General features: G+C 68.9%; 22 protein-coding genes. 13 read left to right on the plus strand and 9 right to left on the minus strand.

What is annotated here, in order from left to right; all coding sequences use genetic code 11:
- Positions 1–28: 28 nt before the first annotated feature.
- Entirely contained in the window at positions 29–1,087 is a 1,059-nt protein-coding gene (locus EV647_RS06515) for a CU044_5270 family protein (protein ID WP_133999855.1), read from the minus strand.
- Positions 1,084–1,752, minus strand: coding sequence for an RNA polymerase sigma factor (locus EV647_RS06520; RefSeq protein ID WP_238177055.1), 669 nt, complete (start codon positions 1,750–1,752; stop codon positions 1,084–1,086). The genes EV647_RS06515 and EV647_RS06520 overlap by 4 nt, the downstream gene beginning before the upstream one ends.
- 82 nt (positions 1,753–1,834) lie before the next feature.
- On the opposite strand from EV647_RS06520, the gene EV647_RS06525 reads away from it, so the two are divergent.
- Positions 1,835–2,371 carry a DUF664 domain-containing protein gene (locus tag EV647_RS06525; protein WP_133999858.1) on the plus strand — a complete coding sequence of 179 codons (537 nt, stop codon included), beginning with the start codon at positions 1,835–1,837 and terminating at the stop codon, positions 2,369–2,371.
- Positions 2,358–3,371 carry a phosphotransferase gene (locus tag EV647_RS06530; protein ID WP_202876054.1) on the plus strand — a complete coding sequence of 338 codons (1,014 nt, stop codon included), beginning with the start codon at positions 2,358–2,360 and terminating at the stop codon, positions 3,369–3,371. The genes EV647_RS06525 and EV647_RS06530 overlap by 14 nt, the downstream gene beginning before the upstream one ends.
- Here the strand turns inward: EV647_RS06530 and EV647_RS06535 are convergent.
- Positions 3,355–4,467, minus strand: a complete 1,113-nt coding sequence (locus tag EV647_RS06535) for an NAD(P)/FAD-dependent oxidoreductase (protein ID WP_133999861.1) — start codon at positions 4,465–4,467, stop codon at positions 3,355–3,357. The two genes, EV647_RS06530 and EV647_RS06535, sit on opposite strands and share 17 nt — an antisense overlap.
- 91 nt (positions 4,468–4,558) lie before the next feature.
- Between EV647_RS06535 and EV647_RS06540 the strand changes: the two genes are divergently transcribed.
- Positions 4,559–5,164 (plus strand): TetR/AcrR family transcriptional regulator, encoded by a 606-nt coding sequence (locus EV647_RS06540; RefSeq protein WP_238177056.1) that lies wholly within the window; start codon positions 4,559–4,561, stop codon positions 5,162–5,164.
- Here the strand turns inward: EV647_RS06540 and dnaG are convergent.
- On the minus strand, positions 5,161–7,068 hold the full coding sequence (dnaG, locus tag EV647_RS06545; RefSeq protein ID WP_133999867.1) for a DNA primase: 1,908 nt from the start codon (positions 7,066–7,068) through the stop codon (positions 5,161–5,163). The two genes, EV647_RS06540 and dnaG, sit on opposite strands and share 4 nt — an antisense overlap.
- Before the next feature lie 40 nt (positions 7,069–7,108).
- On the opposite strand from dnaG, the gene EV647_RS06550 reads away from it, so the two are divergent.
- Positions 7,109–7,957 carry a PD40 domain-containing protein gene (locus tag EV647_RS06550; protein WP_133999870.1) on the plus strand — a complete coding sequence of 283 codons (849 nt, stop codon included), beginning with the start codon at positions 7,109–7,111 and terminating at the stop codon, positions 7,955–7,957.
- On the opposite strand, the gene EV647_RS06555 is transcribed toward EV647_RS06550, so the two are convergent.
- The gene (locus EV647_RS06555; protein ID WP_133999873.1) at positions 7,954–9,192 is read right to left on the minus strand and encodes an NAD(P)/FAD-dependent oxidoreductase; all 1,239 of its coding nucleotides are present in this window, start codon (positions 9,190–9,192) and stop codon (positions 7,954–7,956) included. The two genes, EV647_RS06550 and EV647_RS06555, sit on opposite strands and share 4 nt — an antisense overlap.
- Before the next feature lie 98 nt (positions 9,193–9,290).
- Here EV647_RS06555 and EV647_RS06560 point away from each other — a divergent pair, with 98 nt between their 5' ends.
- Complete coding sequence (locus EV647_RS06560) at positions 9,291–11,171, plus strand: sialidase family protein (RefSeq protein ID WP_202876055.1); 1,881 nt, start codon at positions 9,291–9,293, stop codon at positions 11,169–11,171.
- Here EV647_RS06560 and EV647_RS06565 read toward each other — a convergent pair.
- Entirely contained in the window at positions 11,127–12,362 is a 1,236-nt protein-coding gene (locus tag EV647_RS06565; RefSeq protein WP_133999876.1) for a deoxyguanosinetriphosphate triphosphohydrolase, read from the minus strand. The genes EV647_RS06560 and EV647_RS06565 overlap by 45 nt on opposite strands.
- Before the next feature lie 247 nt (positions 12,363–12,609).
- Between EV647_RS06565 and EV647_RS06570 the strand changes: the two genes are divergently transcribed.
- The 4 genes from EV647_RS06570 to EV647_RS06585 are packed head-to-tail and all read left to right on the plus strand — an operon-like array spanning position 12,610 to position 14,819.
- A complete protein-coding gene (locus tag EV647_RS06570; protein ID WP_133999879.1) occupies positions 12,610–13,275 on the plus strand; it encodes a CsbD family protein in 666 nt (221 codons plus the stop codon).
- A gap of 1 nt (position 13,276) precedes the next feature.
- Positions 13,277–13,702 (plus strand): phage holin family protein, encoded by a 426-nt coding sequence (locus tag EV647_RS06575; RefSeq protein ID WP_133999882.1) that lies wholly within the window; start codon positions 13,277–13,279, stop codon positions 13,700–13,702.
- Complete coding sequence (locus tag EV647_RS06580) at positions 13,678–14,310, plus strand: DUF3618 domain-containing protein (protein ID WP_133999885.1); 633 nt, start codon at positions 13,678–13,680, stop codon at positions 14,308–14,310. The genes EV647_RS06575 and EV647_RS06580 overlap by 25 nt, the downstream gene beginning before the upstream one ends.
- Positions 14,311–14,342: 32 nt before the next feature.
- Complete coding sequence (locus EV647_RS06585; RefSeq protein WP_238177057.1) at positions 14,343–14,819, plus strand: YihY/virulence factor BrkB family protein; 477 nt, start codon at positions 14,343–14,345, stop codon at positions 14,817–14,819.
- A 14-nt stretch (positions 14,820–14,833) separates the two neighbouring features.
- Here EV647_RS06585 and EV647_RS06590 read toward each other — a convergent pair whose 3' ends face one another.
- Positions 14,834–15,433, minus strand: coding sequence for a dihydrofolate reductase family protein (locus tag EV647_RS06590; protein ID WP_133999892.1), 600 nt, complete (start codon positions 15,431–15,433; stop codon positions 14,834–14,836).
- 72 nt (positions 15,434–15,505) lie between these two features.
- On the opposite strand from EV647_RS06590, the gene EV647_RS06595 reads away from it, so the two are divergent.
- Entirely contained in the window at positions 15,506–16,048 is a 543-nt protein-coding gene (locus EV647_RS06595; RefSeq protein ID WP_133999895.1) for a winged helix-turn-helix domain-containing protein, read from the plus strand.
- Positions 16,045–17,316, plus strand: a complete 1,272-nt coding sequence (locus EV647_RS06600) for an MFS transporter (protein ID WP_133999898.1) — start codon at positions 16,045–16,047, stop codon at positions 17,314–17,316. The genes EV647_RS06595 and EV647_RS06600 overlap by 4 nt, the downstream gene beginning before the upstream one ends.
- Here EV647_RS06600 and EV647_RS06605 read toward each other — a convergent pair.
- Positions 17,256–17,882, minus strand: coding sequence for a TetR/AcrR family transcriptional regulator (locus EV647_RS06605; RefSeq protein ID WP_238175183.1), 627 nt, complete (start codon positions 17,880–17,882; stop codon positions 17,256–17,258). The genes EV647_RS06600 and EV647_RS06605 overlap by 61 nt on opposite strands.
- An 85-nt stretch (positions 17,883–17,967) precedes the next feature.
- Between EV647_RS06605 and EV647_RS06610 the strand changes: the two genes are divergently transcribed.
- Entirely contained in the window at positions 17,968–18,837 is an 870-nt protein-coding gene (locus EV647_RS06610; protein ID WP_133999904.1) for an alpha/beta hydrolase, read from the plus strand.
- Here the strand turns inward: EV647_RS06610 and EV647_RS06615 are convergent.
- Complete coding sequence (locus EV647_RS06615) at positions 18,802–20,328, minus strand: UDP-N-acetylglucosamine 1-carboxyvinyltransferase (protein WP_133999907.1); 1,527 nt, start codon at positions 20,326–20,328, stop codon at positions 18,802–18,804. The genes EV647_RS06610 and EV647_RS06615 overlap by 36 nt on opposite strands.
- Positions 20,329–20,502: 174 nt before the next feature.
- Between EV647_RS06615 and EV647_RS06620 the strand changes: the two genes are divergently transcribed.
- The gene (locus EV647_RS06620; protein WP_133999911.1) at positions 20,503–21,720 is read left to right on the plus strand and encodes a hypothetical protein; all 1,218 of its coding nucleotides are present in this window, start codon (positions 20,503–20,505) and stop codon (positions 21,718–21,720) included.
- Positions 21,721–21,742: the final 22 nt, after the last annotated feature.

Below are 21,742 nucleotides of genomic sequence, written 5' to 3' on the forward strand. Positions count from 1 at the left end.
TCTTCTTAGCGGACTATCAGACGCCGGCCTACTTGCTGGGCGGCGGAGTCGACGTGATGCGGGTCGTGGCGATCGCGGAGTACAGGATGTCGCCGCGTTGCAGCGAGGGTTCGGGGTCGCCGTTGATGTCGGGTGGGCCGTCCTTCGTCACGACGGTCCGGCGTCCGAGGAACTGACCACCGGTCTCGGCGATCAGCAGGTCGTCGCGGTACCCGTCGCCGTCGCGGCCGATCACCCGGGCCCGGCGTCCGTCGACGGTAACGACCTCGTCGAGGAGCTTGATCCCGGGGATCTTGCGGGCGGCCTCATACAGGGCGGCCCGCAGATCGGCCGGCACGAGACCGGTGCTCAGCACGGATCCGATGCGCCGCCAGGCCACCACGTCGGGCGCCGGCACCGGAGGGTTCTTGCGGAGCGCAGCAAGCAGTAGGTCCGGGTCACGCGGCTGGGCGGCGAGGAACTCGTACGTCGGGTTGTCCCAACTGGGCTCGCACGGCTTGGAACCGCGCACGGTGGACCCGGTTCCGACCGTCGGGCAGGAGTTGAGCGAGACGCTGGGCTCCATCGGGTGAAAGAGGTACGGCGCCTTGGTCCGAGCGAGTTCGCGTGCTTCGGGGCTCGCGAACTCGGCGCGGGTCATGAAGCTCATCGTGCTCACGTACGGCGGTTTGTGGTCGGACGCGATCCAGGTCGTCTTTTCGCCGTACTGCGTGGCGCGCAGGCTCGGGTTGTCTCCGAGTGGCGTCAACCTGGCCGTGCGGTAGCTGATCTCCAGGAACTGCCCCGGTGGGATCAGGTCATCCGGATCGGCATTGCTCGCGGTCGCGGCATCCGCGAGGAACGTGCTGGCGTTGGCGACGGTGCCTGCCGGTGTTGCGCCATCCCGTGTCACCACGTCCGCGACGAGGAAGCCACCTGCTAGAGCGAGTGCCATTGCTCCGGCCAGAAGCACCCGCGGACGCCCTACGAAGGCGCGTGCGGCGCGGGGCGGTGGGGTGAGGAGTTGCCGACGGGCGGCGGTGAGGGCTTCGGGGGTGGGGGCGGGGGTGTCTTCGCGGAAGCGTTTGAGCAGGTCGAGGTCGGTCATGGTTGCTCCTCGAAGGCTGGGCCGAGGGTGGCGCGGACGGATTTGCGAGCCCGGTGGAGGCGGGAGCGGACGGTGCCGATCGGGATGCTCAGGGCGGCGGCGATCTCGGCGTACCCGAGGTCTTCCCAGGCGTACAGGAGCAGGACGTCGCGTTCCGCTTGGCGGAGCCCGGCCAGGGCGCGAGCGAGGGTCTGCTGGGCGGCCTCGGCGTCCACGCGGGACGCGACCTCGCCCGCCAGTGGATCTTCGTGGGTGTGACGTCCGGCGGGTTCGGAGCGTGCGTACGCGCGGTACTGGCGTACTTCGGATCGGCGTCGTCGGTGGATCAGGTTGGTCGCGATGCCGTACAGCCAAGGCAACGCCCCATCGAGCCCTCCAGTGCCAGGATCGGGGATGTAGTGGTGGCGCCGTTCGTAGGCGATCAGGAAGGTTTGGCTGAGGAGGTCGTCGGCCTCGGCGGTGCCGAGTCGGCGGGCGGCGTACCGGTGGATCTTCACCGCGTGCCGGTCGAACAGCAGGGCGAACTCCTCCCGGGTCGCGCCGCTGATCAGCTCGGCGTCGGTCGGCGGCTCCGGACCACCGGGTGGATCCACGGAGGCGGCAGGCTGCGTACCTGTTTGCATACCTGCTACTGCCCGCACGGCCCCCTTCGGTTCCCGCCCCATCGCAGGAGTCTGGCACGCGCCTTGGTCCGTCGGGTGCGGCATGCTGGGCTGCCTCACGACGAGCGTCGACGAAGGGGTGGTCATGGACTGGAAGGATCTGCCGCTCGATCATTGCCCGCGGGGCAACGAGGTGGAGACGCTGCAGTTCGCCTTGGACCGGGTTCGGCAGCAGTTCGCGTGGAAGACCGGCGGACTCACCGCCGAGCAACTTCGGCAGACGCATCCACCGTCGACGATGACGCTGGCGGGGCTGATCAAGCACCTGGCGTTCGTGGAGGACGGCTTCACCGCGCGGGCAGCCGGACAGCCTCTCGCCCCGCCGTGGGACACCCGCACTTGGGTCGAGAACGACCGCTGGGGTTGGGAATCCGCGGTCACCGACGACCCTGACGAGCTTTACGCGCTCTGGTACGCCGCTGCCGCGCGCTCCCGCGCCGCCTGGCAACAACTGAGTGCGGACGGCGGCCTGGACACCTTGGTCGAGGACCCGGACCCGGCCTGGACCTCGAACCGCCGGCGCATCGCGATCGACCTGCTCGAGGAGTACCTCAAACACACCGGTCATGCCGATGTCCTGCGCGAGGCCGTCGACGGCGTGAGGGGAAATGATCCTGACTGACCTCGCGGAGGTCCTGCAAGATTCGTACGGCGTCCACGCGGCCGAACTGCACCGGATCCCAGCTGGCACCAACACGATCAACTATCGCGTGGTCGACGAGAACGGCCGGCGGTGGTTCGCCAAGGTCTACCGCGGCGACCTCGAGCGTGAACGCGCCGCGATCGAACTGGCCGAGTTCGCCCGTCAAGGTGAAGTCCCGGTGCCGGCAGTACGGCGGACTCTCGACGGCGACCTGATCTGCGCTCGGGGGCCGATGTCGTTGTGGGAGTTCGTCGAGGGCGAGACGGCCGAGGGCGGGATCACCGGTGCTCGCTGGCAGTCGATCGGCACCGTGCTTGGCCGACTGCATCGACGATTGGCCGAGCATCCGGCGGCGACGCCGACGAAGCAACCGGCTGCCGGCGTGCGGGATGTTGGCAAGGCGGCGGGATCCTTCGACCGGCTGATCGACGGATATGCGAGCCGCACGCGCCTCAGCCCGTTCGAGCAGTGGGCCTGGGAGGCCGCCAAGGAGCGCCGGGGCCTGCTCGACCGGGCCGGCACGATCCTCGCGGAACTGCCGGACCTGACGGTGCAGATCGTTCATGGTGATCTCGCCTCTCCGAATCTGATGCTGTGCGGCGACGAGGTCGCCGCCGTGATCGACTTCCAGCCGCCGAGCCCGCGCTTCACCGCGTGGGAGATCGCCCGGATCGGCTGCGACCCGCGGACCGTGACGCTCGGCGACGACTGGATCGACGGGCTCGCCGAGCTGCTGCTCGCATACCGCGACAAACAGCCCGCGGCGCACGTCGACGACCTCGTGTCCTCGGTCGCTGCGGGGTGCGCCTACACCCTCGCGTCGACGTACCCACTCGCTGAACCGCTCGACGCTCCCGCTGCCGTCAATCCGGCACTCGAGCTCTACGCCCGGGCGCGTCACGAGAGCGCGCTCGTGATGCTCGAGCGGCTGCCCGACGTACAGGAAGGGTTGCGGGATCGGCTCAGACCGAGACCTTGAACATGCGCTCGGCGTTGTGCAGGGACTCGGTCACGATGGGCTGCGAGTTGGCGATCACCTCCTGCTGGTACGTCACGAGGTCCTGGTCCGAGGTCAGTGCGCGGGTCAGTCGCGCGGCGTCCCAGAGCGCCGTGTTGGCTCCGGCGCCCGCGGCTGGGGTCATCGGGTGTACGGCGTCGCCCAACAGGGTCACGCGCAACGAGGACCACGACGGGACGGTGATGCAGGTCCGCAGCGTGATCGGGAAGGCCGCGCCGGGCTCCCCCGCGTCGACCAGCTCGCGAACCGTCGGATGCCAATCGGCCACGGACCGCTCCACGATCGCCCACAGGTCGGCCGGGCTCATCGCGAAGAGCTCCTCGTCCGACGCACCGAGCACCGCGTTCGTCCCGGTCAGCACCGCCATCAGATAGTCGCCGTACTCCGCCGGCGGCTCGCGGAACACCACCGGCGCGAACGCCGCGCCGAGACCGGATCCGTCGCTCACGAAGCAGAACCCGCGAAGGAAGGCTTCCGGCGCCACGTCCCGAACGGCCGGAGTCAACGGCACCTTCCCGTAGATGCAGCGCACCCCGATGTCCAGCACGTCGAGCTCCGGGACCAGCTGACCACGCACCCGCGAACCGACACCGTCCGCGCCGACCAGCACGTCCGCGACCGCGGAAGTCCCGTCCGCGAAGGCGATCTCGACCCCGTCGGGCGTCTCGACGTACGACGCGAACTGCTTGCCGAACTGCAGCACATCATCGAGCCCGGTCATCAACGCGCGGCGGAACGCATACCGATCCACCGAGGTCACCGCATCCGGACCGGCCACCGGATACACCTGCTCGAACTGCTGGTTCAGCTGGGCGTCGAAGCCCGCCACCAGATCACCGGGCTGCGTCGCCGTGGCGATCACCCGACGCCGCACCGCGTCCGGCAGCATCGCGGCCAGCGCCTGCTCGCCGACTGGGCTGATGTGGATCCGGTAGCCCTGCTTGCGGTACTGCGCGGAGGGATCGCGCTCGAACACGGTGACGTCCACGCCCGCCTCGAGCAACCCCTGCGCCAGCGCCAGCCCACCGATCCCGGCACCCATGATCGCGACCTTCATCTCCGACTCCAATCACCCGTATGGCAAACTTTGTCATCCGTCTGGTTGATTAAGTTAGCACGCCGGATGGAAGTCCGCTAGGATGATTTTCGTGCGGAGATCACCGGAGCCCGAGCAGCGGCAACGCGACCCCGAGCGCAGCAAGCAGCAGTTGCTGGACGCGGCGGTGGTCGAGTTCGGCGCGCACGGGTTCAGCGGGGCGCGGGTGAGCGAGATCGCCGCCCGAGCAGGCGTCAACAAGCAACTGATCTCGTACTACTTCGGCGGCAAGGAGGGTCTGTACCGTGCGGTCGCCGACCGCTGGCGGGCCGGCGAGCCGGAGCTCGCAGCGGACGCGGAGTCCCTCGGCGAAGTCGTCGGGGCGTATGCGGGCGCCGCGATCGCGCAGCCGGACCTGCTCCGCCTGCTCGTCCGCGAGGCCGTTGAGCGGGACACCAGCAACCTGGATCGGGAGGGGCAGCGCGCCCGCTTCCGGGCGATGGTCGAGGACTTCAAGCGCCGGCAGGACGACGGTGAGCTCGCGCCCGATCTGGATCCGCGGCACACCGCACTCGCGCTGTTCGGCCTCGCGGCCGCGCCGGTGGTGTTCCCACAGATCGCCATGGCGCTCGGCCTGGACGTCGACGGCGAGGAGTTCGCCGCCGAGTACGCCGACCAGACGGCGAAGCTGGTCTCACACCTGAAGAAGAAGAGCTAGATCGCCCCGGAGATTGCGCGGTTGCGGAGCTCGGACTTGTAGGCCTCGAGCGCGATGAGTTCGCCGAACCTCCGGTTGTACTCGTCCGCGCGCTCGATCGGGTTCGTCCGCTGCAGCTTCGACTTCAGGTCCTGGATGCGGCGCGCGCACGTGAGCTCCTGCAGCCGCGCCAGCAACGCGAGCGCATACGGCTCGTCGGGCTCCCGCCCCAGCCGCAGCGGATCCACGGCCAGCGCACCGACCACCGCGGCCGCCGGATCGTTCCCGATGGCATCGCGTACGGCGACCACCCAGGCCTCACCAGGTGGCGCGGCGGCCGGCCCACCGATCTTCGCCATCGCGGCCCGGATCGCGCCGAGCCACGGATGCGTGAAGTCGTGGTCGTCGAGCTCGTCGAACGCGCCCCCGACCAGCGCCGGATGCTGCATCGCGACCTTCAGCACGTCCCACTCGATCACGAACCGCTGGTCCCGCGGCGACGGGATGTCCACCCGCGGCCGGGCGGGCTCCGCCGCCCCAGCCGCCTGCGGAGACGCTTGTATGCGCACCTGCCCCGAAGTCGAAGGCTGCCTGGACGCGGCCTTGTAGACCTCCGACCGGACCTGGTCCTCGTCCATCCCCAGATGCCCGGCGAGCTCGCGGGTGAAGGCGTCCACCTTCGACCGGTCGCGGATGCTGATCACCAGCCGCGCCGCGTCCCGCAGCGCGTCGATCCGGGTGTCGGCCCGGTCCAGGTCGTACTTCGACAGCACGTTCCCCAGCACGAACCGGTACAGCGGGACGCGCCGCCCGATCAGCTCCCGGACCGCGGCGTCGCCCTTCTGCAGCCGCAGGTCGCACGGGTCCAGCCCGTCCGGCTCGACCGCGACGTACGTCTGCGCGGCGAATGCCTGGTCGCCTTCGAACGCCTTGACCGCCGCGCGCTGACCGGCCGCGTCGCCGTCGAAGGTGAAGATCACCTCGCCGCGGAACTGGTCGTGGTCGAGCAGCAGCTGCCGCAGCACCCGCGCGTGGTCGTCGCCGAACGACGTACCGCAGGTGGCGACCGCGGTCTGCACGCCCGCGAGATGACAGGCCATCACGTCGGTGTAGCCCTCGACGACCACGGCCTGCCGGCCCTTCGCGATCTCGCGGCGGGCGAGGTCCACGCCGTACAGGACCTTGGACTTCTTGTAGATCGGCGTCTCGGGGGTGTTCAGGTACTTCGCTTCGATCCGGTCGTCGTCGAACAGCCGGCGCGCGCCGAACCCGATCACGTCGGACGAGGCGTCCCGGATCGGCCACATCAGCCGGCCGCGGAACCGGTCGTACAGCCCGCGCTGCCCGTCGGCGGCCAGGCCGGACGCGACCAGCTCGGCGTTCGTGAAACCGCGACCGCGGAGGTGGCTGATCAGCGCCTCGCCGCCGCGTGGCGAGAACCCGACCCCGAAGTGCACGGCGGCATCCTTGTCGAAGCCGCGCTTGTCCAGGAACTGCCGCCCGATCGACGCCTCGGCCGCGCCGAACAGCTGGTCGACGTAGAACTCGGCCGCGACCTTGTGCGCCTCCACGAGCCGCGGCCGCTGGTTGCCCGGGCCGCGCTGCACCGGCGCTCCGGAGTCCTCGTACCGCAGCTGGATGCCGACCTTCGAGGCCAGCGTCTCGACCGCCTCCGAGAAGGTGATCTGGTCGACCTTCTGGATGAAGTCGATGACGTCGCCGCCCTCTTGGCAGCCGAAGCAGTAGAAGAAGCCGCGGGACGGGGTGACGTTGAACGACGGCGACTTCTCGTCGTGGAACGGGCAGAGGCCCTTCAGGTTGCCCCCGCCGGCGTTCTTCAAGGTCACGTACGAGCCGACGATGTCGTCGATCCGGGCGCGCTCGCGCACCAGCGCGATGTCCTCTTCCTTGATCCGGCCTGCCACCCCGCGAGTCTAGCCGGGCGGATCACGTAGGTTTGCGGGTATGCCACGTACCCTTCGCCCAGGTCAGCGGTCCGAGCTGTACGTCGTCGACGTCGCGACCAACACCCACCGGCTGGTGTTCAGCTCTGACGAGGTCCTGTTCGAGGCGCCGAACTGGCTCCCCGACGGCACTCTGGTTGTCAACGGCAACGGGCTGCTGTTCCGGGTGACGGACGCACTCGAGGAGATCGAACTCGGCGGCGTACCCGCGATCAACAACGATCACGTGGTGAGTCCGGACGGGCGGACCGTCTACGTATCGGCGAACGACGGCCACATCTACGCCGTACCGATCGACGGCGGACCCGGCCGCCGGGTGACGAACGATCGCGGCCCGGGCTTCCACCACTACCTGCACGGCGTATCGCCGGACGGTACGACGCTCGCGTACATCGGGCTGGAGTGGGTCGGCGACCGGCGGATCACCAACGTGTGGACGATCCCGGCCGCGGGCGGCGCCGACGTACCGGTGACCGACGACATGTTCGCGGACGACGGGTCGGAGTTCAGCCCGGACGGGCGGTGGATCTACTTCAACTCCGAGCGGGACGGGCACGCCCAGCTGTTCCGGGTGCTGGTCGAGGGCAGTGCGATCGAGAAGTTGACCTTCGACGAGCGGGTCAACTGGTTCCCGCACCCGGCACCGGACTGGTCGGCCGTCGCGTACGTCAGCTTCCCGCCCGGCACCGAGGGCCACCCGGCCGACATCGACGACGTCCGCCTGCGCCTGCTGACGAACGACGGTGAGATCCGCGAACTGACGAGCCTGTTCGGCGGCCAGGGCACGATGAACGTCCCGAGCTGGTCGCCGGACAGCGCGTCGTTCGCCTACGTCACCTACCCGCTCTAGACGTCGGCGAGGTCAACCGAGGAATCGGCCAGGCGGGCAGGGTCGACCTGCTTGCCGGAGCGGATCAGGTCGCGGATGCCGTCGGTCGCGCCCCAGGTGTTGACGTGCATGCCGGCCAGGACGTGGTGGTCGTCGTCGAGCCAGAACGCCAGGTAGGCGCCGGACTTCGGGTCGCCGCGGAGGACGACCTGGTACGACGTTCCGCGCGGGACGTCCCCGGCGTACTCCATCCCGAGGTCGAACTGGTCGGTGAAGAAGAACGGGATCGCGTCGTGCGCCACGTCCTGCCCGAGCATCGCCTTCGCGGCCGAGGCGCCGGTGTCCTTCGCGTTCTGCCAGTGCTCGACGCGGACGAACCGCCCGAACAGCGGGTGGTCCCAGCGGACCACGTCACCGGCGGCGTACACGTCCGCGACCGAAGTCTGCAGGTCCGCACCCGCGACGATGCCCGAACCGTTCTCCGGTGTCGCGACCTCGATACCGGCCGCCTCGGCCAGCTCGGTGTTCGGCTGTACGCCGACCCCGATCACCACCAGGTCCGCCGGAATCACCTCGCCGTCCACGCGAACTCCGGTGACCTTGTCCGTCCCCTCGAACCACTCCACCCCGGCCCCGAACCGGAACTGCACCCCGTGCTGCCGATGGAACTCCGCGAACAACTCACCGACCTCTTCACCGAGTACGCCGGCCAGCGCGGTGGACTGCGGCTCGACGACCGTCACCTCGCACCCACGCTCGCGGGCAGCCGACGCGGCCTCGAGCCCGATCCACCCGGCGCCCACCACGACGACGCGCGGCTTCGCGGCGTACGCGTCGGTCAGCGCCTGCGCCTCCTCGGCCGTCCGCAGGTAGTGCACACCCGGCAGATCCGCACCCGGTACGTCGAGCTTGCGGACGCGGCTGCCCGTCGCGATCAGGAGCTTCGTGTAGGACACCTGCGAGCCGTCGTCGAGCGTGACCGTGTGCGCGGCCGGATCGAGCGCGGTGACCGTGGCTCCGAGGCGCAGGTCGATGTTGTTGTCGTCGTACCACTGCTGGTCGTGCAACTGTGCGGACGTGGTCTCGTCCTTGCCGAGCAGGACACCTTTCGACAGCGGAGGTCGCTCGTACGGCAGTGACTGCTCACTGCCGATCAGGACGATGCCACCGCTCCAGCCGTCCTTCCGAAGGGCCTCGGCCGCGGTCGCTCCCGCGAGACTCGCACCGACGATCACGATCTGCTCTGCATCAGCCATGACTGAACGATAGTCCTCCGCAACCCCTTGTCGCCGACCGCGTCGATGACTACGGTTTCGCAGGACATCATACGTCCTATGACCCTCCTGGGAGAGCCATGCGCGTTCTCGCACCAGGCCGTCTTGCGGCCGCCGCCTTGTTGGTGTTCACAACCCTCACCGCACCGCCCGCCCGCGCCGGCACATCGCCTTTCGTGGACGACAGTGTGCTGTTCCAGCAGAAGACCGATGGCTACTCGTGCTTCCGGATCCCGGCCGTCGTGCACGCGACGAACGGCGACGTACTCGCGTTCGCCGAGGGGCGGGTCGCGGACTGCGGTGACGACGGCGACATCGACATCGTGCTGCGCCGCTCGACCGACGGCGGCAAGACCTGGGGCCCGTTGCAGGTGGTCTCGGACGGCAATGGCAGTACGCACGGCAACCCGGTCCCGATCGTGGACCGGAAGACCGGACGGATCGTCCTCGTCACAACGCACAACGGCCCGCAGCCGTGCACGAACGGCTGCGACCGCGACCCGTACGTCCAGACCAGCGACGACTCCGGGGCGACCTGGACCGCGCCGCGCGAGCTGACCGACGCGAAGCTGCCGAGCTGGAACTTCTGGTACGCGACCGGCCCGATGCACGGCATCCAGCTCGAACACGGCCCGCACGCCGGCCGGCTGATCGTCGGCGCCAGCTTCGAGACGTACGACGGGGTGGGGCCACACGTGTACGGCACCCATTTGCTGTACTCCGACGACGCGGGCGAGACCTGGCACATCGGCGCGACGACCTCGCGGGACGACGGTTCGGTGATCGCGCAGGAGGTGACTGTGGTCGAGCTGACCGACGGCAGGATCTACGCGCTGGCCCGTGAACGCGGTACCGATCCGGGCAACCGCGCGTACGCGGTCAGCAGCGACGGCGGGGACAGCTTCGACGCGCCGTTCCGGACGATCCCGAAGTTGGTGATGCCCGATGTGCAGGGTTCGCTACTGCGGTTCAGCGCGCACAACGAGGGCGATCGGCGGAACCGGATCCTGTTCTCGGCGCCGGCGCACCCGGCCGCGCGCGAGGTGATGACCGTGCGGTCGTCGTACGACGAGGCGCGCTCGTTCGGCACCTGGCAGCAGGGGAAGGTCTTCTACTGGGGTCCGTCGGCGTACTCCGACATGGTCCGGCTGGATGGTGACGAGGCCGGGTTGCTGTACGAGGCCGGTGTCGCGAACCCGTACGAGTCGATCCGCTGGGCGCGGTTCAACGAGGCGTTTCTCTCGACGCCGAACGGGACGCCGCCGGGAATCCCCGGTCCGCCCGCGCCCGGGCCGCTGGCGCCTGACGTCGGCCCGGCGCGCAATCCGGCGTACGTGCGCGGTGGAGCGACTGTTGCCGCAGGCAAGTTCGGGAACGGACTCGCGCTGGACGGGGTGGACGACTACGTCGAGGTGCCGTACGACCGGTCGATCGATCTGGGCGCCGACGACTTCACGATGATGGCGTGGATCAGGTACGGCGCGACGACCGGGACGCACGCGATCCTGTGGGCGTACCGGACCGGCTCCGGTAGTACGCCGCAGGTGTGGTTGCGGGCGGAGCCGGAGAGCAAACGGATCCGCGCGTTGCTGTCGGTCGACCGTTTCAACGTGACGGTCCAGTCGGCGTCGGCGTACAACGACGACCAGTGGCATCACGTCGTACTGCAACGGGTCGGCGGGAAGCTGCGGCTGCTGGTCGACGGCGCCGAGGTGGGCTCGGTGGCGGCGCCGGCCGGATCGGTGACGGCGGGCAAGGAGTTCGGGGTGCAGGGCATCCATGTCGGCCAGCGCGTCGACGGCGTCAACCGCTTCCACGGCGCACTCGACGAGGTCCGCGTCTACCGCCGGGCACTCACCGACAATGAACTCCAGCAGATCCGCGAGCAGAATCTGCCGATCACCAACAGGCTGGGCCTAGACCTGCCCTTCGACAAGGTGAGCGTGCCAAGCCAGGGCTGAGGGGTCGGTGAGGGAGGCGACCTGGTCGACGACGACGCGGAGGCGGGCCGCGTCGTCGGTCGCCTCCGCGAAGTCGGACCGGAACGGGACGTCCAGGTGCCGCGGGGCCGTTTTCCACAGGGCTTCGACGAGTTCGGTGAGAAGCTCGCGCTGGGTGGCCCGGCGGGCCTGGCGTTCGGGCGAGTTGAGGACGTGGAACATGCCGACGCCCTTCAACAGCCCGATCTCGGTGCGAATACCGTCCGGTACCACCAGATCGGCCTCGTACCGGATGAGCCGGGACCGGCCGAACACGGCGTGCGTGGTCTGCTCGGCGGCGGTCGCGAACCGGCCGATGAGCTGGCTGGTGACGTCCTTGAGTGCGCCCAGCGCCTGCCTGCTGTCGTCGAACGCGGTGCGCGGCCAGTAGTTCAGCGCCTTCAGCCGCGCCCAGCCTTCGTCCAGCTCGGCATCGGTTGCCTCCGGCAAGTACATCTGCCGGACCGTCTCCCAGTACGGCGCCGGCTCGGCGTCGACCGCGGCGAGATCGATGTGATGCGCGACGATCCCGTCCTCGACGTCGTGCACGGAGTACGCCACGTCGTCGGCGAAGTCCATCACCTGCGCCTCCAGGCAGCGCCGCTCCCCCACACCCTGGCGCAACCAGGTGAAGACCGCGAGGTCGTCGTCGTACACCCCGAACTTGCGCTCGTCCGGCCGGCGGGGCCAGGGGTACTTCGTCGCGGCGTCGAGGGTCGCGCGGCTCAGGTTGAGGCCGACGCTGCGTCCGTCGGCGTCGAACGTCTTCGACTCCAGCCGGGTCAGCAGCCGTAGCGTCTGCGCGTTCCCCTCGAAGCCGCCGATCTCCGCGGCGACCTGGTCGAGCGCCCGCTCGCCGTTGTGCCCGAACGGCGGATGCCCGAGGTCGTGCGCCAGGCAGGCTGCGTCCACGATGTCCGGATCGCAGCCGAGCGTCGCCGCCAACTCGCGGCCGATCTGCGCGACCTCGAGGCTGTGCGTCAACCGGTTCCGCACGAAGTCGTCGCTGCCGGCCGTCACGACCTGCGTCTTGGCCGCCAGCCGCCGCAACGCCGCACTGTGCAGCACCCGCGCGCGATCACGGGCGAACGCGGTCCGCCCCGGCCGCTTGACCGGCTCGGCGACCCACCGCTCGGCGTCGTGCTCGTCGTACCACTCATGCTGCTTCCTCATCACCGCTCACAGTAGCGGCGACCACCGACAAAACTGCGCTTCGATGCGTTTGGCGTCGGGTACCGGGCTACCAGTTTCGCGGTGGTACGGAAGAGTGCCATTTCGCCAAGTCCTTTTGTTGCGAGGCAGAGGTGCTGCACTCTTCCGCCTGGACAGGCCACCCTCTCGATCCCTTGCCGTCCTTCTCGTACGGCGGATCTGACGCGGGCCTCGCGACGTCATCAATGCTCCAGGAAGGAGCCGTCGCATGACGCACACGACGAATCATCGGATGGACGCACAGAGTCCGCCTGCAGAGGGTGTGACCGAGACAGCCCGGAACGAAGCCGGGCAGCTGACGGAGACCTCGGCCGAGGCCGCTCGCGACGTTGCGGGGACCGTCAAGGAGAAAACGTCGGACGTGACGTCGGACGTTCGTCAAGAGGCCCGACGGTTGGCCGGTCAGACGCGGCAAGAGCTGGTGGGGCAGGCGAGTCAGCAGAAGGACAAGGCCGCCGACGCGCTTCGTTCGATGGGCGAAGAGTTGCGCGGGATGGCGGAACACGGTTCCAGCACGGGGGCTCAGCTGGCACGGCACGGCGCCGGCTTCACGGATCGGGCCGCGGACTTCCTGGAGCAGCACGAGCCCGGCGACCTGCTGGACGAGGTTCGCGGATTCGCGCGGCGCAAGCCCGGCACGTTCCTGCTGGTCGCCGCGGCCGCCGGCGTCGTCGCCGGCCGCCTCACCCGTGCCCTCGCATCGGACGGCACATCGGACCGCACATCGGACGGCAGCAGTACGCCGAGCGGCAACGGATCGCTGACCGCGCCACCGGTTCCGCCGGTTTCGGCGCCGCCTCCCACGCCGGTAGCGCCGGACCCGGATCCGGGTGCACCGGTGACGCCCAGGTTCGAGCCGGGATCGGAGCAGTGACATGACCATCGAAGGTCCCCCCGCGGGGAACAGTCCACATCGGCTGTCGATGGACGAGTCGGTCGGTGAGCTGGTCTCCCAGCTCACCACCGACCTGGGACAACTGACACGCCAGGAGCTGGCGCTCGCCAAGGCCGAACTCCAGACGGAGGCGAAGAAGGCAGGCAAGGGCGCGGGCATGCTCGGGGGTGCGGCCGTTGCCGGCTGGCTGGCGGCCCTCTTCCTCTCCTTGACGGTGATGTGGGCTCTCGACGAGGCAATGGATCTCATCTGGGCAGCACTCATCGTCGCCGCCATCTGGGCGATCGTCGCCGCCGTACTGGCGATGACGGGACGCAACGAGCTCCAGGAGGTCAACCCGAAACCTGACCAGACGGTCGAATCACTCAAGGAGGACGCGAAATGGCTGAAGACCCGGAAGAGCTGAAGCGGAACATCGAGCAGACCCGGCGCAACGTGGGCCGTGATGTCGACGCTCTGACAGAGAAGGTCAGCCCCGGTCGCGTCGTCGGGCGGCGGGTCGAGCGGGCGCGCGGCGGCGTCCACCGGCTGAAGGAACGCGTGATGGGCTCGGAGGAGTCGGTGGGCGGTTCCGTGAGCGACACCGCCGGTTCGGCAGTGTCAACAGTGCAGGACGTCGGCAGCAAGGTCGGTAGCGCGGTCAGTTCGACACCGGACATGGCCCGGGAGCGGACCCGCGGTACGCCGCTGGCCGCCGGAATGGTCGCCTTCGCGGCGGGGTGGATCGCGGCCGCCGCGATGCCTGTGTCGACGCGGGAACGCGAGATGGCCCAGGCCACCAAGGACAAGGCGATGGAGGCCGCCGGTCCGATGAAGGAACATGCCGCGGACATGGCCCAGGAGGTGAAGGAGAATCTCCAGGAGCCGGCGCAGCAGGCCGTGGAGAACGTCAAGCAGTCCGCATCCGAGGCGGCAACGGAGGTGGCCGACGAGGGCCGTTCAGCGGCTCAGCAGGTCGCCGACGGGACGAAGGACTCGGCGGCCACCGTCCGGCAGGCAGGTGCCTCGAGCTGATGACGGACGAACGACGACCGGCGGTTCCGGGAGTGGATGCGGACAAGCCGACCGAGATCCCGGCGACCGGCTGGTGGCAGGTGATCCGGCGAGCCTGGGCCGAGGCCAAGGCCGACCAGGTTCCACTGCTCGCCGCCGGCGTCGCGTTCTTCTCGTTCCTCTCGCTGTTTCCGGCCCTCGTCGCCGCGGTGCTTGCCTACGGGCTGGTGGCCGATCCGGCTCAGATCCGCGATCAGGTCAAGGATCTGGCCGCATCGATGCCGGCGTCAGGGCGCGATCTGCTGCTCCAGCAGCTCGACGCTCTGATGTCGGCGCCGCGGCAAGGGTTGGGCATCGGCGTTGCGATCGCCGTGATCGCCGCGTTGTGGAGTGCCTCGGGCGGGGTGGGCTACCTGCTCACCGCGGTGAACCTCGCGTACGACGAGGAGGCGGCGCGCGACACCACCAAAGGGGAGCCGCGGCCCATCGGACGGCGAAACGCGGTCAAGGCCGACTCCGTCCCCCAGTAGCTGACCCGGCTCCGTCAAGTAGCGACGCAATAGCGGATCCAGACAACGCCGTCCTTGAACACCTCGGTGCCGGCGTGCCGCAGGTTGAGGCGATGGACGTCGTACCACGGCTCGCCTCCGAGCAGTACCGGGTGGACAAGGAGGGCCAGCTCATCAATCAGGTCGAGGCCCAGACAGGTGCGGAGCACTGCGTGCGAGTCGACGCGGACGGTCTGTACGCCGCGGCGCCCCAGGACATCGAACACTTCGACGAGATCTACCTGGTCGTAGCCGGTGATCAGCTCACGGGTGGTCGCGTCCGGCGGGCGCTCCGGCGTCTGATCGGCGTACAACGCGAGGACGCCGGACCAGTAGCCCAGCTCCCGCAACGAGTCCCAGCTCCGGACCCGTGCCCGCTCGTCCACCACCGCAAGCAGTGGACCCTCGGCCCGCGGACCGCGCCGAGGAGCCGCGAGTACGGCGTTCTCCTGGGCGAGGATCGTGCCGGCGTCGATCAGCGTCACGTCCTCCTGCCACAGCGACGCCAGCGCATAGAACCGTGCGAGGTCGACGTCGAATCCCGACGTCACCCCGTCCAGCGAAACCGCCAGCTGAGCCACCACATGAGGCCGCATGCCCCCAACGTAGGGACGGCCACCGACAAATCCCGATTGCAGAGACTCCTCTGCAGAGGGTACTCTGCATTCATGCGACGGATCGATGCCCGAAGTCTGCGCGGACTCGCCCACCCGCTCCGGATGCGCATCCTGGAGGCGATCGAGCTCGACGGACCGGCGACGTCGAGCACGTTGGCGACGCGGCTCGGGGAGAACACCGGCACGATCAGCTGGCACCTGCGGCTGCTCGCCGAGCACGGATACCTCGAGGAGGACCCCGACCGCGGCACGAAGCGCGAGCGCTGGTGGCGGCTCCCCCACGGTCCGACCGTCCTCAACCCGGCCGAGTTCCTCGACGACCCGGAGACGCGACGCGCCCTCGACGTGTACCTGCGCGATCTCGTGGAGCGCTACTACGACCGCGTCCGGGCCTACGTCGACGAAGACTGGCCGGCCGACTGGCAGCACGCAGCCGGCCTCTCGGACTGGCGCAACCTGCGCCTGACTCCCGAGCAGCTGCACAAGCTCAACGAGGAGATCGGAGCCGTCATCGACCGCTACACCGGCGCTGAACCGGCCGATGGGTCGGAGCGCGTCATCGTCCAGCTGCAGTCGTTCCCGCGCCGCTCATGAGCCTGCTGCGAACGCACCGCGACTTCCGCCTGTTCTGGATCGGCGAGACGATCAATCGTTTCGGCAGCGCGATCTCGTCGGTGGCGCTGCCGCTGGTCGCGATTTCGATGCTCGACGCAACAACCTTCGAAGTCGGCCTGCTGACCGCGGCGGCCTGGGCGCCGTGGCTCCTGATCGGCCTGCCCACCGGCGCCTGGATCGATCGGGTACGTCGACGTCCGCTGATGCTCGTTTCCTCGGCCGTCTCCGGCCTCCTGCTCGCCATGGTTCCACTGGCCGGCTTGGTTCCGCTGGCCGGCGACGTGCTGACGATCGAGTTCCTCCTGGTGATCGCAGGACTCGTCGGAGCCGCGTCGGTCGTGTTCCAGACGGCGTACACCGCTTATCTCCCGACGCTTCTGGATCCGTCCGATCACGCGGAGGGCAATGCGAAACTGCACGGGAGCGCGTCGGCCGCGCAGATCGCGGGGCTCGGGTGCGGCGGGCTCCTGGTGCAGTTCGCCGGCGCGGCCAATGCACTGTTCGTCGACGCGGCCAGCTTCTTGGTCGCGCTCGGTTGTCTGGCCGCGATCCGCTTCCGGGAACGCCGTACGAACGCGCCTCGGCAGGCCGGTGCGATCCGGGAGGGCATCAGGCTGGTCGCGCACGATGTCTGGCTGCGTACGTTGACGATCTTCGGCGCGGTCTCGAATCTCGCCTTGATGGGTTATCAGGCGATCGTCGTCGTTTTCCTGGTCCGCGAGGCCGGGCTGACCGCCGGCACGGTCGGCACGCTGATCGCGGCGGCCTCCAGCGGCGGTGTGCTCGGCGCGCTCGTCGGCCGCAGGACCATGCGGTTCGGTACGGCGCGTGCGCTGCTGCTATGCGAGCTCGGCCTGCCGACGCTGGCGTTGTTGATCCCGCTGGGCGGTGCGAGTCCGTGGTTCTATCTGGTCGGCGCGTTCGGCGTGAGCCTCGGCGTGGTCGGTGGAAATGTCGTGAAGGCGACGTTCCTCCAGTCCTACTGCCCACCTGACCTGTTCGGCCGGCTGACCGCGACCAACGCCTTCGTCAACTACGGCACCATCCCGCTCGGCGCCCTTCTCGGCGGCACACTCGGCCAGACCCTCGGCCTCACCCCGGCCCTCTGGATCACGACAGCCGGCGCACCGCTCGCCGGTCTGGTCCTCCTCGCGTCACCGATCCGCGGGCGCCGCGACCTACCGACTCACCAAGGCACCGGCGTACCAGGAACGACTGCTGACTCCAGCCGGATCCGCACTGCCTGACGGGCGCGCTCGTATCCCGTCTCGTCGTTGTGCAGGATCGAGGCGAGGTTCGCGGCCTCGTAGTACGCGTTCAGGTCGAACGCGAGCTGCGCCGGATCGGCCGCGAGCTCGCCGCGCTCGACGGCCTCGGCGACCGCGGTCTCGATCAGGTCCATCCACTCGTGATGGACGGAGGCGAGGTACTCGTGCACAGCGCCGCCGCGCGCGGAGAACTCGTGCGAGACCTTCTGGAAGAAGCAGCCGCCCGGGAACACCCGGCTGCGCGAGTAGTCCAGCCAGTGCCGGCTCAGCGCCCACACCCGCCCGAGACCGGGCTCCACCTCGTAGGCCGGAATCACGACGTTGTCGGCGTAGATCCGGCGCGCTGCCCGGACGGTCGCCAACTGCAGCTCCTCCTTGGAGCCGAAGTGTGCGAACAGTCCGCTCTTGCTGATCCCGAGCTCGGTCGCGAGCCGCCCGATCGACAGCCCTTCGAGCCCGTCGACCGACGCGATGTCGACCGCGCGACGCAGTACGGCGCGGCGGGTCTGGTCACCCCGCGCCAACCGTCCGTCGACCTTCTCCACGATTCCCGATCCTAAGTCCCGTTGACTGCTAGGCTGTGCAAAACTAATAATACGACCGTTCGTATAGTTTGCCGGAGGGGATGTCATGCAGAAGCTGGTTAGCGTCGGATTGCAGACAATCGGAGTGTTGTCACCGCGCCTCGGCGGGCGGCTCGCGTTCAACCTGTGGCGGCGTCCGCTCGCCCGCGGCCGGGTCCGGCCGAATGAGCAGATGGTCCACAACGCTGCGCGGGTCGAGATTGTCGACAATGTGAAGACCTACGCGTGGGGCGACGGGCAGCGCCCGGTGCTCCTCGTCCACGGCTGGCGCTCACGCGCCTCGCGGTACGCCGCCTTCATCACGCGCCTGCTCGAGCTCGGCTACAGCCCTGTGTCGTACGACGCTCCCGCGCACGGCGACTCGGACGGCGACGTCGTCTCGATCCTCGGCCACCAACGCATCATCCGCGGGCTGGAGGAACGCCACGGCCCGTTCGAGGGCGTGATCGCGCACTCCCTCGGCGTACCGTTCGCGCTGTACGCCGTCCGCGAAGGCGTCGCGGCGAAGCGGCTGGTGATGATCAGCGGCGTCGCGGACTTCGGGTACCTGGCCGACACGTTCTGCGCCCAGCTCGGCCTGGGGCCGAAGATCAACCAGCAGCTGCGGCGACGGATCGAGCAGGGGTACTTCGACGGAGACGACCAGATCTGGAAGCGTTTCTCGGTGACGACCGGAAAGCTCGAGCTGCTGGTCATCCACAACGACGAGGACGAGATCGTCGACCCGGCGCAGGCCCAGGTGCTGCTACGCAACTACGGCGACCGCGCGCACTTCCTGCGGACGACCGGCCTCGGCCACCGCAAGATCCTCTCGGACCCCGCCGTGATCGCCGAGGCGGTCGCCTTTCTGCAGGACTCAGACGTCCACTCAGACGTCCACTCAGATGTCGCGGAAGGTCTCGATCTGAGCGCCTAGCGAGTTCAGCCGAGTGGCCAGGTCCTCGTAGCCGCGGTTGATCACGTACACGCTGCGCAGGACCGACGTACCCTTCGCGGCCATCATCGCGATCAGCGTGACGACGGCCGGGCGGAGCGCCGGCGGGCACATGATCTCGGCGCCGGAGAAGTGCGTCGGGCCCTCGACCATCACCCGGTGCGGGTCGAGCAGCTTGACCCGGCCGCCGAGCTTGTTCAGGTCGGTCAGGTAGATCGCGCGGTTCTCGTAGACCCAGTCGTGGATCAGGGTCTGCCCGGTGGCGGTCGCCGCGATCACCGCGAAGAACGGCAGGTTGTCGATGTTCAGGCCCGGGAACGGCATCGGGTGGATCTTGTCGATCGGCGCGTGCAGTTTCGACGGCCGGGTGGTGAGGTCGACGAGCCGGGTACGGCCGTTCTCGGCGAGGTACTCCGTACTGCGGTCGTAGTCGAGCCCCATCTCCTCCAGCAGCGCGAGCTCGATCTCCAGGAACTCCACCGGCGCGCGCCGGATGGTGATCTCGGACTTCGTGACGATCGCCGCGGTGAGCAGGCTCATCGCCTCGATCGGGTCCTCCGACGGCGCGTAGTCGACGTCCACGTCGATGTCGGCCTTGCCGTGCACGGTCAGCGTCGTGGTGCCGATGCCGTCGATCTTCACGCCGAGCAGGTCCAGGTAGAAGCACAGGTCCTGGACCATGTAGTTCGGGCTGGCGTTGCGGATCACCGTGACACCGTCGTACCGGGCGGCGGCCATGATCGCGTTCTCGGTCACGGTGTCGCCGCGCTCGGTCAGCACGATCGGCTTGCCCGGAGCGATCGCCCGGTTCACCAGCGCGTGGTACTGCCCGCCGGTCGCCTTCACCTCGAGACCGAACGGGCGCAGCGCGGTCAGGTGCGGCTCGACGGTGCGGGTGCCGAGGTCGCAGCCGCCGGCGTACGGCAGCTCGAACGCGTCCTCGCGGTGCAGCAGCGGGCCGAGGAACATGATGATCGAGCGGGTACGACGGGCCGCCTCGGCATCCATCGCGCTCAGGTCGAGGTGCGTCGGCGGGATGATCTCCAGGTCGCCGGCGTCGTTGAGCCAGGTGGTCCTGACACCGATCGAGTTCAGCACCTCGAGGAGACGATTGACCTCTTCGATGCGAGCGACCTTGCGCAGCGTCGTCCGGCCCTTGTTCAACAGCGATGCGCAGAGCAGCGCGACGCCGGCGTTCTTGCTCGACTTCACGTCGATGGCGCCGGACAACTGCCGGCCGCCGGCGACGCGGAGGTGGACCGGGCCGCCTCCGAGAGAGACAATTTCGGAGTCGAGAGCCTCGCCGATCCGGGCGAGCATCTCGAGGGTGAGGTTCTGATGACCCTTCTCGATCCTGTTCACCGCACTCTGGCTGGTGTTCAGTACTTCCGCGAGCTGCGTCTGCGTCCAGCCGCGATGCTTACGGGCGTCCCGGATGAGGTTTCCGATCCGGCTCAGGTAGTCATCGGTCATGGTCGGGACCTTATCTCACATGTGAGATACCGCTGCACCGACCCGCCGGTGCCACCGTATCCAACGTCACGTCGACTCCTGTACCCACCCTCAACGGCCCCCGCACGGTCTGTTGATACAACCGCCGCCTAGAGTTACCCCAACTCCCGCCGCCACCCGGAGAGGAACCAGCAGATGCCCGAGGACACCTCCGCCGCGGTGGTCAACGAGTTCGAGGCGGAGTCGTGGCCGCTCGAGGCAGCCGCCGACAGCCTGCACCAGGTCATCGACGGCTTCCAGAACGGGGACACCCGGCCGCTGGTGATAGGCGACGGCGACCAGCCGGTGCTCGTGGTACTGGCGATCGCCGACCTGGCGGACTTCCGCTCCCGGATTGCGGACCTGCTCGGCAACCCGGTCGACGCCGGCTGGCTGCGGTACTACCTGCGCTCCAACTTCGACATGAGCTCCGAGCGGCTGGTCGAGCTGCTCGGCGTGGACACGGACCACGGGCTGTCCTCGCTGGCCAGTCAGGTGAACGTCGAGCAGGCCGCGACGCTGATGCCCGACCACGTACGCCGTACCGAGGCCGGCGGCAACCCGCTGATGCTGATCGGCGACGGCACAATGGCGACCGCCGCGCTGCTGTCCTTCCAGGCGTTCCAGGTGCTGCTCGCGATGGAAGGCGACGGCAAGGGCGATGACGACTCCTGCGCGCACGACGACGAGGAGAAGCCGACCACGCCCCTGGAGGTGCTCGCCGAGCGGATCGGTCCGGTGTCAACGCAGCTGGTCGCGCAGATCAACGCCGGCCGCGAGCCGGGCCTCCCGCGCTACGAGCTGCACTTCGAGGACGAGCTGGTCGAGCACCTGCGTGACCTGGAGGCGCGTGCGCAGAAGGCGCCGGGCGGTGGGGCGTACGACGAGTTGAACGGGCTGCTGCACCAGTTCGACCAGATGCGCAGCGGGCTGGTCGAAGCGGAGACCGAGGAGGCGGACGAGGCGCCGTACCTCGAAGCATCCGATCTCAAGGCCGCGCTGCCGGACATCCGGGACGCGTTCCGCGACGGTGCCGACGACCCGTACCTGGTCGGCCTGGACGGACGGCCGCTCGCGGGGCTGATCTCGTTCGACCTGTACGAGGAGCTGCAGAAGGTCTCGGTCGAGCTGGACGGGACGGACGAGGCACCGGTCCTCCCGCTGCCAGAGCCGCGCTGGGAGAACGGCCCGCGGCTACTGCCGTTCGAGGTCGCGCTCGAGATGTGCGAGGCGGTCATCGAGGACCTCACCAACGGCGAGGCGTCGATGCTGTTCATCGCCGACGAGGACAACGAGCCCGAACTGGTCCTCGCTCCCCTGGTCTGGCTCTGGGCGTACGTCGACCACCTCAACCTGGAAGGCGCCGACGCCTGACACCCTCGCAGTGACTCCGAGG

The sequence above is a fragment of the Kribbella sp. VKM Ac-2566 genome (assembly GCF_004366005.1).
GTDB classification, from domain to species: domain Bacteria; phylum Actinomycetota; class Actinomycetes; order Propionibacteriales; family Kribbellaceae; genus Kribbella; species Kribbella pratensis.